This is a genomic window from Salinicola lusitanus, from assembly GCF_038648475.1.
Lineage (GTDB): Bacteria > Pseudomonadota > Gammaproteobacteria > Pseudomonadales > Halomonadaceae > Salinicola > Salinicola lusitanus.
Genome location: NZ_CP151919.1, coordinates 3,267,392 through 3,282,369, shown reverse-complemented (window position 1 = coordinate 3,282,369; position 14,978 = coordinate 3,267,392). Strand labels below are relative to the sequence as shown.

6 protein-coding genes are annotated in these 14,978 nt (G+C 67.5%); all 6 read left to right on the top strand.

Going from position 1 to position 14,978, the window contains the following annotated elements:
• Positions 1 to 244 precede the first annotated feature (244 nt).
• From AAGT95_RS14750 to AAGT95_RS14725, 6 genes are read left to right on the top strand one after another with little or no spacing between them, the layout of a single operon-like run.
• On the top strand, positions 245 to 2,305 hold the full coding sequence (locus AAGT95_RS14750; RefSeq protein WP_342594322.1) for a capsular polysaccharide biosynthesis protein: 2,061 nt from the start codon (positions 245 to 247) through the stop codon (positions 2,303 to 2,305).
• Between the two features lies 1 nt (position 2,306).
• Entirely contained in the window at positions 2,307 to 3,554 is a 1,248-nt protein-coding gene (locus tag AAGT95_RS14745) for a capsular biosynthesis protein (RefSeq protein WP_342594321.1), read from the top strand.
• The gene (locus AAGT95_RS14740; RefSeq protein WP_342594320.1) at positions 3,551 to 4,333 is read left to right on the top strand and encodes an SDR family NAD(P)-dependent oxidoreductase; all 783 of its coding nucleotides are present in this window, start codon (positions 3,551 to 3,553) and stop codon (positions 4,331 to 4,333) included. Before AAGT95_RS14745 ends, AAGT95_RS14740 begins: the two co-directional genes overlap by 4 nt.
• Complete coding sequence (locus AAGT95_RS14735) at positions 4,330 to 5,889, top strand: LTA synthase family protein (protein WP_342594319.1); 1,560 nt, start codon at positions 4,330 to 4,332, stop codon at positions 5,887 to 5,889. Before AAGT95_RS14740 ends, AAGT95_RS14735 begins: the two co-directional genes overlap by 4 nt.
• Positions 5,890 to 5,926: 37 nt before the next feature.
• Positions 5,927 to 13,624 (top strand): SDR family NAD(P)-dependent oxidoreductase, encoded by a 7,698-nt coding sequence (locus tag AAGT95_RS14730; RefSeq protein WP_342594318.1) that lies wholly within the window; start codon positions 5,927 to 5,929, stop codon positions 13,622 to 13,624.
• Positions 13,621 to 14,943: an aminotransferase class I/II-fold pyridoxal phosphate-dependent enzyme gene (locus AAGT95_RS14725; protein WP_342594317.1), complete on the top strand. Its 1,323-nt coding sequence runs from the start codon at positions 13,621 to 13,623 to the stop codon at positions 14,941 to 14,943. The genes AAGT95_RS14730 and AAGT95_RS14725 overlap by 4 nt, the downstream gene beginning before the upstream one ends.
• Positions 14,944 to 14,978 lie beyond the last annotated feature (35 nt).

The window sequence follows — 14,978 nt, the reverse complement described above, 5'->3', positions numbered from 1 at the left end:
CATCGACTTTTCCCGCAGAAAAGTTCGTTTACATTTGCCATATTTCCACGTCGATCTTCGCTTACGCAAAATCCCGGCGCTTAGCAATTCGATACAGCCGAAAAGCGCCCCCGACTCGCGGGATGCGTTACACTGCGCCTCGGACTGCCTTGCACGCCCCGGACTCGGGCCGGTGGTGTCGGACCAGCGCCCAGGGCAGTGACATGACATTTCTTCGACGGACCGCACCCGCTCTCTGTGACCCATGCCTAACGATTCGACAGTCCTGCGACCGTCCTCCCATCGCGTAGCCGGTTATCTTTCCAAGGGCCTGGCCCGCTGGAACATCATCCGCTGCCTGCTGCCGGAGTATTCTCGCCAGATCCGCCTCAAGCCCGGTAGCCGTCAGCCCGTCGACGCCATTCTTGGCTGGGGTTTGAAGCCGACGTCGAAACAGGCGCGTCGCCTGGCCACGCGCCGGGGACTGCCCTACATCGCGATCGAGGATGGGTTCCTGCGCTCGTTGGGGCTGGGGGTCAACTACTCCCAGCCCCACAGCCTGGTCGTGGACTACAGCGGCATCTACTACGATGCGACCCGGCCATCGGACCTGGAGACACTTCTCGCCGAGGCCACCTTCGGCTCGGATGAGCTGGCGCGCGCGGACCGGGCCATGCAGCGCCTGCGGGGATTGCGCCTATCGAAGTACAACCACGCCCCGGACCGCCCGCTCGCGCCCACCGACCGCCCTCGCGTCCTGGTCATCGACCAGACCCGCGATGACGCCTCGATCACCCATGGCATGGCCGACGCCAGCTCGTTCCAGCGTATGCTGGAGAGCGCGATTTCCGACCACCCCGATGCCGAGATCCTGATCAAGACCCACCCGGACGTCATCGCCGGACGCAAGCAGGGCTACCTGACCAAGGCCTCGTCACATCCGCGCTGCCGGCTGATCGGCGACGATATCAACCCGTGGTCGTTGATCGACGCCGTCGACGCGGTCTACGTGGTCACCAGCCAACTGGGATTCGAGGCACTGATGGCGGAAAAGCCGGTCCACTGCTTCGGCATGCCGTTCTATGCCGGCTGGGGGCTGACCCGGGACGCGCTGCAGTGCGAACGTCGCCAGCGCCCACGCACGCTGCTGGAACTGTTCGCCGCGGCCTACCTGCGCTACTGCCGCTACGCCAATCCCTACACCGGGAAGACATCGACACTCGAAGCCACCATCGACCTGATCGCCGACCAGAAACGTCAGCGGGACCGCCTGGCCGGGCGCTGGGTGGCCGTGGGCTTCTCGAGCTGGAAGCGCGCCTTCATCACCGACTTCCTGGGTCCGTCCTCCAGCGTGCGCTTCCTCCAGAGCGACCTCCCGCAGCCGCATGAGCTGGAGGGCCGTGACAGCCTCGTGGTGTGGGGGCAGAAGGCCACCGACGAGCTCAAGGCCCGCTGTCGCCAGCACGGCCTCGACCTGTGGCGGATGGAGGACGGTTTCGTCCGCTCGGTCGGGCTGGGGGTCGACCTGATCCGGCCCCTGTCGCTGGCGTTCGACTCCCGGGGGCTCTACTACGATGCCCATCACGAGAGCGATCTGGAGCGACTGCTCGTCGAGACGGACTTCGAACCGGAACTGCTGGCGCGCGCCGACCGCCTGCGCCGGCGCCTCATCGAGCTCAAGCTCTCGAAGTACAACGTCCAGGGCAAGAAGCGCCCTTCACTGCCGACGGAGGCGATCGGCGCGCGCCCGGTGGTGCTGGTACCCGGCCAGGTCGAGAGCGACGCCTCCATTGCCCATGGCTCCCCCGAGATCAAGACCAACCAGGCGCTACTCGAGGCGGTCAGGCAGAACCGTCCCGATGCCTTCGTCATCTACAAGCCACACCCGGACGTGGTCTCGGGGGCCCGGGTCGGTCTGCTCGACAAGACGGCGCGGACGCTCTACGACCTCGAACTGGTCGACTGCGACATCATCGACCTGATCGAGCTGGCCGACGAGATTCACACCATGTGCTCGTTGACCGGCTTCGAAGGTCTGATGCGCGGCGTGGAGGTGCATACCTACGGCCTGCCTTTCTATGCCGGTTGGGGACTGACCCACGATCGGTTATCCTCCCCGCGGCGTCAGCGTCGGCTAACGCTCGACGCCCTGATTGCCGGCGCGCTGCTGCTGTATCCGACCTATGTCGACCCGGATACCGGCGAGTTCTGCAATGCCGATACCGCCGTCGAACTGATGCAGCAGCAGCGTGACCAACGCTCGGGATTGCCCCTTCGAGTCCGCTTCTACCGGCTATACCGCAATCTGTTTTCCAAAAGGCAATGACTTGAGCACGACACGCAAACACTTTCTTCTGTTACAGGGTGTCTGCTCACCTTTTTTCGACCGGCTCGGCGCGCGATTGCAGGACGCCGGGCACTCGGTGGTCAAGGTCAACTTCACCGTCGGCGACAGCGTCTACTGGGGTCAGAAGAACACCTACGCCTATCGCGGGCAGGCCAAGGACATTCCCGAATACCTCTCCGGTATCTGGGACCGCCACGAGATCACCGATCAGGTCGTCTTCGGCGACCGCCGCCCCGTTCACCGTCGCGCCATCCTCGCCGCCAGGCGCCGAGGCATTCGCAACCACGTGTTCGAGGAGGGCTACTTTCGGCCCTACTGGGTGACGCTGGAGCGCGAGGGCGTGAATGCGCACTCCCTGTTGCCCCGGGACCCCGACTGGTATCGCGAGGCCGGCAAGCGCTTGCCCAGCGCCGGCCGCCCCCAGTCCTTCCCCAACCAGTTCCACATGCGGGCACGCCACGATGTGCTCTACCACCTGGCCGGCGTCGCCAACCCGTTCCTGCATCCCCACTACCGTAACCACGCCCTGGTGACCGCCCCGGTGGAGTACGCCGGCTTCCTGCTGCGCAAGGTCCGCATGCCCTACCTGAAGCGCCGGGACGAGCAGCGAGTCAACGCGCTAATGGCCTCCGGGCGCCCGTTCTATCTGCTGCCGCTGCAGTTGAAGAGCGATGCCCAGATCCGCTACCACTCGGACTACAAGAACATGCAGGAGGTGATCGGGAAGGTCGCCGCCTCCTTTGCCTACCATGCACCGCGAGATGCCCTGCTGGTGATCAAGAACCATCCGCTCGACATGGGCCTCGCCCAGTACGCGCGGCTGATCAAGGTGCTGTCCCACGAGTACGACCTGGCCGACCGCCTGGTCTATCTCGAGGGAGGAAGCCTCGAGGCACTGCTCAAGCACGCCAGCGGCCTGGTCACGGTCAACAGCACTGCCGGCAACGTCTCGTTGGGCTTCGGCTGTCCGACCCACACCCTGGCCTCGCCGATCTACGACATGGCGGGGTTGACGCATCAGGGCACGCTGGACGATTTCTGGCACAATACGCCCGCCCCGGAAGCGGAGCTCTTTCGGGCCTATCGACGAACCGTCGCCCAGACGGTCCAGATCAATGGCGGGTTTTACTGCCGCCCAGGGATCGAGCTAGCCTCGGAGAACGCCCTGCACGCGCTGCAGCGAGAACGCTCTCCGCTGCAACAACTCATGGATGAGATCGCATCATGACCCGAATCGTCATTACCGGTGCCACCGGCGCCATCGGCCAGGCGCTCGCCACCGGCTATGCCAGGCCCGGCAACCGGCTGGTGCTGCATGGCCGCCAGCACGAGGTGCTCGAGTCGCTGGCCGCCGACTGTCGCCGCACCGGGGCCGAGGTCGAATGCAGTAGCGTCGACCTGGGCGACGACGAGGCGCTGTTCGCGTGGCTGGCGTCGCTGTGCGATCCCGCGCCGCCGGAGATCGTCATCATCAACGCCGGCATCAACATCAACATCGGCGAAGACGGTAGCGGCGAGCAGTGGGAAGACGCCAGTCGCCTGCTGGAGATCAACCTGCGCGTACCGATGGCGATGGGCAACTTCCTCGGCAAGCGCATGCGTGCGGCCGGCCGCGGCCAGCTGGTACTGATGAGTTCGCTCGCCGCCTATCACGGCCTGCCGGTCACACCCAGCTATAGTGCCAGCAAGGCCGGGGTGAAAGCCTACGGGGAGGCGCTTCGCGGCTGGTTGGCACCTCACGGCGTCGGCGTCACCGTCGTCATGCCGGGCTATGTCAGCTCGAAGATGTGTCACGAGATGCCCGGTCCCAAGCCGTTCTTGTGGCAACCCGAGCGTGCCGCCCGGGTCATCTCCCGGGGCATCGAGAAGGATCGCGCCCGAATCAGCTTCCCGTTTCCGCTCGACTTCGGCTGCTGGTGGCTGGCCGTGCTGCCGGCCGCGATCTCGCAACACCTGGTCAAGTGGTTCGGCTACCACATCGACCCGGACGACGGAGCCAAGCGATGAATCATGGATTCTGGAACGGGTTCTGGGCCGTGGTGGCGTCGCTGGTCGTCACCAGCCTGTTCGAACTGCTGCTCAAACCGCGTCCGCAGCTATTGTGGCAACGGGCACCGGCGGCAGTGGCCGTCCACCTGGCCACTGCCACGCTCCATTTCGCGTTCTGGCTGCTGGTGGTACAGCGCCCCTGGTTCGCGCTGGTGATCGCCGCCTCGCTGCAGATGGTGATCATCCAGGTCAACAACACCAAGTCGACCTCCCTACGCGAGCCTTTCCTGTGTCAGGACTTCGAATACTTCGTCGATGCGGTTCGCCACCCCCGGCTCTACATCCCCTTCTTCGGCATCGGCCTGACCATCGCGGCCAGCCTGGCCGGCGCCATCGCCATCGCCATCGGCTTCTGGCTGGAGCCTTCGCTCTACGGCCATGCCGACGCCCCGTGGTCGCTGCTGGGCACGCTGGTACTGGTCGCCGCAGCCACGGCCACGCTGGTCTGGCAGTTGCCCCGGCTACCCGCCTGCACGCTGGAGCCCAACGACGACCTGGTCCGGCTCGGCCTCTACCCCTATCTATGGGCCTATGGCCGCCTGACCCGGCTGCCCATCGATCGCCAGGAGAACGATGGCGCCTTCGCCCTGCCGGCCGATCTCGACCCGGGAGAGCTCGATCCCGCCACGCTGCCGAACGTGGTGCTGGTCCAGAGCGAATCGTTCTTCGACCCCCGCGACTGGCACCCGGCCATTCGCCGCGAGCTGCTCGGCAGCTACGACGCGCTAATGGCCGAGGCGGTGCAGGCCGGCCGTTTCGACGTGCCCGCCTGGGGCGCCAACACCGTACGCACCGAGTGCGCGGTACTGACGGGATTCACGCCGTCCCGGCTGGGTGTCCATCGCTTCAATCCCTACCACCAGCTATCGAAGCTGCCGGTCAACAACCTGGCCGGCGCGCTCAGGCGGCTGGGCTACCGGACGGTCTGCATCCACCCCTACCCCGCCAGCTTCTATCTGCGTGACCGGGTCTATCCCAACCTGGGCTTCGATACCTTCGTGGATATCGCCGACTTCGACATCGCCGAGCGCGACGGCCAGTACACCGGCGATCTGGCACTGGCGGAACGGGTGCGAACGCGGCTGGCGGAGGCCGATGAGAAACCGCTGTTCATTTTCGTGATCAGCATGGAGAATCACGGCCCGCTCCACCTGGAGACCGCGGATCCCGCCGTCGCCGAACGCTGGGTCGAGGGCGGCGTTACCGACGGTTGCGAAGAGCTGACGGTTTATCTGAGGCATCTACGCAACACCGATAGTATGCTGGAGCGACTCAGGGACTCTCTCGACCAGGGCGGACGACCCGGGATTCTGGGTTTCTACGGAGATCACGTGCCGATCATGCCGAAAGTCTACGCACGGCACGGCGAGCCGGATGGTTTCACGAACTATTTCATCTGGCGGACCGCGCCCCGTTCGGGGGATAACGTGCGGATGACGCTCCCAGCCGATAAGCTGGGAACAACAATCTACGACAGGATTATCGACCACGCTGGAAAGCGCGGTGCGAATTGAGAAAGGCGTAGCCCGTGCTACGAAGCAAGGAGTCCCAATGACCAAACGCGTTGCCATCATCGGCGCGGCTCACCGGTTCCCGAGCGCACCGACATCACAACGTTTCTGGCAAGCGCTCAAGACTGGCGAAGACCTCGTCACCACGGTCGCAGACGACCGTTGGGGCCTGGAAGCCTATCGCCACCCGGACAAGCAGCACCCCGGCACCAGCTACACCTTCGCCGCCGGCAGTCTCGGCGACATCTCCGGCTTCGACGCCGCCTTCTTCGGCATCTCGCCGCGGGAAGCTGCCCAGATGGACCCGCAGCAGCGGCTCCTGCTGGAGATGACCTGGGAAGCCATGGAAGACGCCGGCATCCCGCCGCAGACACTGCGCGGCAGCCAGTGTGGCGTGTTCCTCGGCATCGCCAGCCTCGACTACTCCTACCGCATGGCCGACGACATGTCGGCAATCGACACCTCGACGGCGACCGGCAATACCTCGAGCATCGCCTCGAACCGCATCTCCTACGTGTTCGACCTGCATGGCCCGAGCATGTCGATGGATACCGCCTGCTCCTCCTCGCTGGTCGCCTTCCACCAGGCGTGCCAGTCGATCCGCAGCGGCGAGACCGATATCGCGCTGGCCGGCGGCATCAGCCTCCACCTGCACCCGTTCGGCTTCATCATCTTCTCCAAGGCGAGCATGCTCTCGCCCACCGGACGCTGCCAAGTGTTCGACGAATCCGGCGACGGTTACGTGCGCTCCGAGGGTGGCGGGGTCTTCCTGCTCAAGGATTACGACAAGGCGGTCGAGGATGGCGACCGCATCCTGGCCGTCGTCGCCGGCAGTGGCGTCAACACCGACGGTTTCAAGAAGGGCCTGACGGTGCCCAACCCCGATGCCCAGGTCGCATTGATGACCCAGACCCTGGATCGGGCCGGCCTCACCCCGGACGACCTCGACTACCTCGAGGCCCACGGCACCGGTACCGCCGTCGGGGACCCGCTGGAGACCCGTGCCATCGGCGCGGCGATCGGCCAGTTGCGCCAGACGCCGCTGCCGATCGGCTCGGTCAAGAGCAACCTCGGCCACCTGGAAACCGCTTCCGGCATCGCCGGGCTGGCCAAGGCGCTCTATGCGCTGCGCGAGCGCGAGGTGCCTGCCACCATCGGCATTCGCAAGGTCAATCCGCGCATCGACCTGAAGGGCTGGAACCTCGACATCGTCGACCAGCCGCGCAAGCTGAAGGCCGAGGGTCAACTCACCATCGGTATCAACTCCTTCGGGTTCGGCGGCGCCAACGCCCACGTCATCCTGCAGTCGCCGCTGGAAACGCCTCCGGCAGAAAGCGTCGAGACGCCCACGCGGCGACTGCCGCTCTGCCTGAGCGCGCGTAGCCCGGAAGCGCTGCGCGAGTTCGCCGCACGCCTCAGCGACAACCTCACGGCTGGCGACGTCTCGCTCTATGACGCCGCCTACAGCCTGGTCTTCCGCCGTGAGCGGCATCATCACGCCGCGGTGCTGCTGAGCGACAGCGCCGCCGACGCGATCACCCGCCTGGACGCCCTGGCCGCCGCCGAAAGCGTGCCCGGCGCCGTCCTCGGCGAGCGCGTCGATACCGGCTACGGGCCGGTGTTCGTCTACGACGGCAACGGCTGCCAGTGGACGGCGATGGGTCGTACCCTGCTGCAGGAGTCCCCGGTCTTCGCCGCCGCCGTCGACGAGGTCGACGCCCTGTTCGCGAAGCACGCCGACTTCTCGCTGCGGGCCGAACTCGATGGCACCAACCAGCAGGCAGCGGCGGAGGGGATCGATCGCCTGGCCCTCACCGAGATCGCCCAGCCCGCGCTGTTCGCGCTGCAGGTCGGCGTGACCCGGCTGCTCGAATCCGAGGGCGTGCGCCCCGCCGCCGTCACCGGCCACAGCGTGGGTGAAGTCGCCGCGGCCTGGGCCTGCGGCGCGCTCAGCCTGGCCGACGCCGTCAGCGTCATCTACTACCGCAGTGCCGGTCAGGGCCGCACCCGTGGCAGCGGCGAAATGACCGCCGTCGGCCTCGGCGCCGAAGCCATGCAGCGCTGGCTGGAGGACCCGGCTCACGCGGAGATCGTCATCGCCGGTGTCAACGGTCCCAAGGGCGTCACCCTGGCCGGCCCGGCTGCGGCGCTGGAACGCCTGGAAGCGGCGCTTTCCGCCGAGCGGATCTTCGCCAAGCGCCTGGCCCTGGACTACGCCTTCCACAGCCCGGCCATGGACCCGATCCGCGACGAGGTCATCGACGCCCTCTCGCACCTGAAGCCTTCCGCCGCCCGGATACCGTTCATCTCGACCGTGGCCGGCAAGTCGCTGGACGGCCGTGAACTGGGCGCCGAGTACTGGTGGCTCAACATCCGCGAGCCGGTGCAGTTCGCGCCGGCGGTGGATGCCTTGATCGAAGCGGGCGCGCGCGCCTTCGTCGAGATCGGCGCCCAGCCGATCCTGCGCCGCTACCTGAGCGACGCCCTCTCCGCACAGTCGGTCACCGGCAGCGTCATCCCCACGTTGAGCCGCGACCACGACGACGCCACCGCCATGGAAGCCAGCCTCGCCGCGTTGCTGGTCAGCGGTGCCGTCTCGGCCGAGGCGTGGTTCCCGGTGACCGGCCGCTTCGTCGACCTGCCGCGTTATCCATGGCAGCGCGAACGGTACTGGGTCAAGACCACCGGCGACTCCCAGGGCCTGATGGGACGCCACTACGAACACCCGCTGCTGGGCTATCGCCTGGCCCGCCAGGGGATGGCGTGGGAGAGCCAGCTCGATACCCGCCGCCTGCCCTGGCTGGCCGATCACCGCGTCGGCGACGCCACCGTCTTTCCGGGGGCGGGCTTTGCCGAACTGGCGCTGGCCGCCGCAGCGGCGGCCAAGGCATCGCCGGTGCTCGATATCGAGGCGCTGGAAATTCTCGGTCCGCTACTGCTCGACGCCACCCACGGCAAGAAGCTGCAGCTGGAGATCCAGGATGCCGACGGCACCTTGACCATGAAGAGTCGCGAGCCGGCCAGCGAGGATGCCTGGACGCTCAACGCCCGCGCCCGGATCACCGCGCAGACCCGCGGTCTGCTGCTGACGCGGCGTGGCTCGCCGCTGCCCGACCGGGCGGCGGACTTCACTCGCGAGCAGCATCTGGCGATGGCCGCTCATGTCGGGCTCGAGTACGGGCCGGGCTTCCAGGCGATCAGCGAAGTCTGGATCGAAGACGACCGGGCGCTGGGTCGCATCGACCTGCCCGCCGCCATTGCCGAGGACCAGCGCGACTGCCTGCTGGCCCCGGGCATCCTCGACAGCGCCTTCCAGCTGTTCATTCCGCTGTTGGCCGACGAGCTCGCCAAGGCGGGCGGACTGGCCTTCGTGCCGGTGCGCCTCGAACGGCTGCAGCTACAGGTCGATGCCGCGCCACCGGCCTGGATGGAAGTACGCCTTACCAGCCGCGCACCGCATTCACTTTGCGCCGACGTGGCCCTGTTCGATGCCAACGGCAACGCCGTGGCCGTGGTCGAAGGCGCTCGCTTCAAGGCCGCCCGCCTGCGCCACGCGGTGCAGCATCGACTCAGCTATCTCGACCACCGCCTGGTGCCGGCACCCCGCGAAGCAGCCATGCTGCCGCTGGACGAGACCACCGCCGAGCTGGCCCTGGCGCAACTGGTCGACAACTATCGCAGCGTCACCGACAGCCGCTACGGTGACGAGGTGGAGCCGCTGCTGGAAACCCTGGTCTCGGCGTTTCTCGACGAGGCACTGCGCGGCCACGCCGACGGCGACGGGCAGCTGCTGGCGGGTCACTTCGACGCCGGCGCGAACGACGTCCGCCAGCGCCGCCAGGCGCTGGTCGAACTGGCGCTTGCCATCGGCATCGTGACCGAGACACCGGCTGGCTGGCAGCTACAGGAAGCGCCGGAGATCGACGCGGCGACGGTCTGGAACCTGCTGATCCGGGACTATCCGGACTACGCCGCGCTGACCCACAGCATCGGTCGCTTCGGCCTGCACCTGACGGACTGGCTCGAAGCGCGTCTCGACGTCGCCTCGCTGGGTCTGGATGCCCCCCGCCTGACGCGGCTGGTGCAGACCGCCGTCGGCGAGCGCGGCTGGCACGCCCTGGCAGATACCTGGCTGGCCCAGTACGCCATGTCGCTCGAGCTGCTGCCGCCCCACCAGCGGCTGGTGATGCTCGAAGCCTCGGCGCTGCGCCCGCAGCTCGGCGAGCGACTGATGGGCGGATTGAGCGGCGACCGCGCTGAGTATCGCTTCGTCGCCCTGCGCGACAGCGCCCTGAATGAAGCGGAATCGCTGGCGGAACACGACCCCCGGGTCGAGCTGCTGACGGTTGACGCCGCTATCCCCGCGATCGGTGCCAATGTCGCGCTGGTCACGCTGGACGGTACCCAGGACGAGATCGATGCGCTGCTGCAGTGGTTGCCGGGACAACTGGCGGACGACGCCCAGATCGCGCTGCTGGCGCTGGGTGACACCGATTGGCAGTCGTTCCTGTCACTGGCGGTGGCGACCGAGTCACGCCCCGCCGATCTCGAGACGACCCGCCAACGCCTGGAGACACTGGGCTACCGTCAGCTCGAGCGCCACACGCTGGAGAACGACCAGGGCGGCCTGCAGTTGCTGACCGCCCAGGCCCCGCTGCCCGCCACCACCGCAGCGGCGGAGTCCGGCAGCGCCCGCGACGACTCGGCTGACGATGAGGCCCAGTGGCTGGTGATCAGCGACGACAACGCCCAGTGGCTGGCCGCGAAGCTCGTCAGCCGCTTCCAGACCCTGGGCCAGGCCGTCCATCACCTGGCCGGCAGCGAGCTGGCGCCCCGGGAACTGCTGCCGCTGGCGCTGGAGTCCTTTACACCGACCCAGATCGTCGACCTGCGCGGCCTGGCCAGCTCGGCCGAGGATCGCTGCGTGCTGGCCGCCCAATGGCTTCAGACGCTGGAGTCGGCGGAATGCGACGCCGCCCTGTGGTGGCTCACGCTCGGCGTGGGCGCGCACTTTTCTACGCTGTCCGGGGCCACAGCCAATTCGCTCTCACTGCCCGGGGCCACAGTCAATTCGCTCTCACTGTCCGGGGCCGCAGTCAATTCGCTCTCACTGCCCGGGGCCGCTACCGACCCGGCCTCGCGATCTGACACGTCCGGGCAGTCCAGGCTGCCCGAGGACGCAGCGCATCGGTCCAGGCTGCCCGAAGACGCAGCGCTTTGGGGCTTCGGCCGGTCGCTGCAGAACGAGGCCGGTAGCCGCCAGGTCCGGCTGCTGGACCTGCCGCTGTCGAGCCGCGACTCGCTGTCGAGCGAGCTGCTGGATGCGCTGCTGTTCGAACTGAGCGTGCCGGATGCGGAAACCGAGATCGTGCTCGATGCCGACGGCCAGCGCTGGGTTCCCCGTCTCGGCCTGGCGCCGGCACCGGGTACCGGCACCAGCGAGACGCAGCCCGAGCACGACCGCGCCGTCAGCCTGGGCTTCGAGCTGCCGGGGCAACTGCGTCATCTGCGCTGGCAGCCCCACGACCTTCCCGCGCCGCAGCCCGGCCAGGTCGAGATCGCGGTCAAGGCCACCGGCCTCAACTTCCGCGACGTCATGTATGCGCTCGGCCTGCTCTCCGACGAGGCGATCGAGAACGGCTTCGCCGGACCGACCCTGGGCCTGGAGTTTGCCGGTGAAGTCGTCAGCGTCGGCGATCCGAACGGGTCGCTGCGTCCGGGCGATGCCGTGGTCGGCTTCGGCCCGGCGAGCTTCAGCGACCGGCTGATCGCCGACGTCAACGCGGTGGCGCCGATCCCCGCCGAGATCGGCTACGCCGCCGCGGCAACGATCCCGACCACTTTCTTCACCGTCTACTACTCGCTCAAGCACCTGGCCCGCGTGCAGCCCGGCGAGCGGCTGCTGATCCACGGCGCCGCCGGCGGCGTCGGCCTGGCCGCGATCCAGGTCGGTCGCTGGCTGGGCGCGGAGATCTACGCCACCGTCGGCTCGCCGGAGAAGCAGGACTTCCTGCGCCTGATGGGCGTCGACCGCATCTACGACTCGCGCAGTCTGACCTTCGCCGAGGAGATCCTTCATGACAACGCGGCCGAACGTCAGGCCTCGGCGGATGGCAGCAACGGACAGCGCCTCGGCATCGACGGTGTCGACGTGGTCCTCAACTCGCTAGCCGGCGAGGCGATCAACCAGAACCTGCGGGTACTCAAGCCGTTCGGCCGCTTCATCGAACTCGGCAAGCGCGACTTCTACGAGAACACCAAGGTCGGCCTGCGCCCGTTCCGCAACAACCTGAGCTACTTCGGGGTCGACTCCGACCAGCTCATGAGCGAACTGCCCGACCTCACCGGCGAGCTGTTCAGCGAGATGATGACCCTGTTTGCCGACGGCACGCTCGCGCCGCTGCCCTACATCGCGTTCGGCAGCGATCGCGTGGTCGAGGCTTTCCGCTACATGCAGCAGGCCCGCCAGATCGGTAAGGTCGTCGTCACCTACGAACGACCGCCGACCATGGCGCCCGCGCCCGCCAGGGACGTTCCGTTGACCCTGGACGCAACGGGCAGCTACGTGGTGACCGGCGGGCTCGGCGGCTTCGGCCTCGCCACCGCCGAATGGCTGGCCGCCAAGGGCGCGCGCCAGTTGCTGCTGCTGAGCCGTCGCGGTGCGGTCACCGAGGAGGCCAAGGCCGGCATCGAGCGGCTGGAAGCGCTCGGCGTCACGGTCGCCGCCCGCGCCTGTGACGTGACCGACAGTGCGGCGCTCGAGAAAGTGCTGGACGAAGCGCGGCAGGAGCTCGGCCCGACCCGCGGCATCGTCCATGCCGCCACGGTCATCGACGACGGCCTGATCCGTAACCTCGACGAATCGCGTATCCGCCAGGCGATGGCGCCGAAGCTCGAGGGCGCCCGGCACCTGGACTCGCTGACCGCGAACGACCCGCTCGACTTCTTCGTCGTCTACTCCTCGGCCACCACCCTGTTCGGCAATCCCGGGCAGGCCAGCTACGTGGCCGCCAACCACTGGCTGGAGGCCTTCACCGCCAACCGCCGCGCCAACGGGCGACCGGCGACGGTGGTGCGCTGGGGCGCGATCGAGGATGTCGGCTTCCTGGCGCGCAACACCCAGACCCGCGACAGCCTGCAGGAGCGCCTCGGCGGCCAGGCATTGACCTCCCGCGACGCGCTGGCGGTGCTCGAGCGCATGCTGGTGGCCGACGTGGCCTCCCTCGGCGTGCTGGAGCTCGACTGGCGAGCGCTGGCCCGTTTCCTGCCAACGGCGGAAGCACCGCGCTATCGGGAAATCGCTCGTACTGCCGAGGACGACGGCGGCCAGGAAGGCGACGATGACCTGCAGCAGCTGCTGGCCAGCCTGTCACCGGAAGCGCTCCATACGACCCTGATCGAAGTCCTCAGCAAGGAGCTCGCCAAGATCCTGCTGATCGACGAGGAGAAGATCGATATCCACAAATCCGTCTACGACATGGGGTTCGACTCGCTGATGGGTGTCGAGCTCGTCACCGCCCTGGAAGCTCGCCTGGGCATCCAGGTACCGGTGATGGTGCTCAGCGAGGCCGGCACGCTGGCCAAGCTCTGCGACTACCTGATGCTCAAGCTGCGTGGTGACGATACCGAGACCGACAGCGACGAAGACGCGCTCAGCGGCCTTGCCGCCCAGCACGGCGTCGATGTGTTGCAGAACGGTGGCGGATCCCGGGATGAAGGCGACGGGGGCCGATCATGAGCCAGCCCCGCGACGCCCTCAAGCAGCGCCTGCTGCAGGAAGCGCGCCAGCGCCGCCAGCAGCGCCCGGAGGGGGACACCGCCCCCAGGCCCGCCGCCACCAGCGTCGACGAGCGCTTTACCCGCTTCGACCGTCACCCGGGCTACCAGCAGCTCAAGATGATGCGCGAGGGCGGCAAGCGGCTGGGCATCCCCGACCCGTTCTTCAAGGTCCACGAGAGCACCGCCGGCGCGACCACGGTGATCGGCGGGCGGGAGTGCATCAATTTCGCCAGCTACAACTACCTGGGGCTGGCGCACCACCCCCGGGTGATCCAGGCCGGTATCGACGCCCTGGAGCGCTACGGCAGCTCGGTCTCCGCCAGCCGTCCGGTCTCCGGCGAGCGCCCGATCCACCATGAACTGGAGCGGGCGATCGCCGAGACCTACGAAGTCGAGGCCGCCGTGGCCTTCGTCAGCGGCCACGCCACCAACGTCTCGACGCTGGGCTACCTGCTCGGACCCAAGGATCTCCTCCTCCACGACGAGTACATCCACAACAGCACCGTGGTCGGCGCGCAGCTTTCCGGCGCGCGGCGGATGAGCTTCTCACACAACGATCCGGTGGCGCTCGAGACCCTGCTGGCACGTCATCGTCGCCAGTTCGAGCGTGTGATCGTGGTGATCGAAGGGCTCTACAGCATGGATGGCGATGCCCCGGACCTGAAGCGCTTCGTCGAGATCAAGCAGCGCCACCAGGCCTGGCTGATGGTGGACGAGGCCCACTCCTTCGCGGTGATGGGCGATCGGGGGCTGGGGCTGCGGGAGTATTGCGACGTGGCGTCCACCGATGTCGACATCTGGATGGGCACGCTCTCCAAGACCCTCTCCGGCTGCGGTGGCTACATCGCCGGCTGCCGGGAGCTGGTGGAGATGCTGCGCTACTTCGCGCCGGGTTTCCTCTACAGCGTGGGGATGCCGGCGCAGGTCGCCGGGCCATCCCTCGCCGCGCTCCAGGTGATGAAGGACGAACCCGAACGGCTGAAACGCCTGCACGACATCTCGCGCTACTTCCTCGAGCAGGCCAGGCTCAAGGGCTTCGACATCGGCGAGAGCATCGGCGTCGCCGTCGTACCGATCATCGTCGGCAGCTCCGTGCTCGCCGCCGGCCTGTCCGATGCCCTGCTCCAGCACGACATCAACGTGCAGCCGATCCTGCACCCGGCGGTGCCCGAGAAGAGCGCGAGGCTACGGTTCTTCCTCAACTGCGACCATACCCGCGAACAGATCGACCAGACCCTCGAGGTACTGGAAACGGAGTGGAAGGCGCGGGCCAGCTAGCGTACGCCCACCCCTTCTTCAAGGCGACAAGACAC

Excerpts from the sequence above, each read along its gene's own strand:
- AAGT95_RS14750 (WP_342594322.1), top strand. The coding sequence starts at position 245 with ATGCCTAACGATTCGACAGTCCTGCGACCGTCCTCCCATCGCGTAGCC.
- AAGT95_RS14740 (WP_342594320.1), top strand. The coding sequence starts at position 3,551 with ATGACCCGAATCGTCATTACCGGTGCCACCGGCGCCATCGGCCAGGCG.
- AAGT95_RS14735 (WP_342594319.1), top strand. The coding sequence starts at position 4,330 with ATGAATCATGGATTCTGGAACGGGTTCTGGGCCGTGGTGGCGTCGCTG.
- AAGT95_RS14730 (WP_342594318.1), top strand. The coding sequence starts at position 5,927 with ATGACCAAACGCGTTGCCATCATCGGCGCGGCTCACCGGTTCCCGAGC.
- AAGT95_RS14725 (WP_342594317.1), top strand. The coding sequence starts at position 13,621 with ATGAGCCAGCCCCGCGACGCCCTCAAGCAGCGCCTGCTGCAGGAAGCG.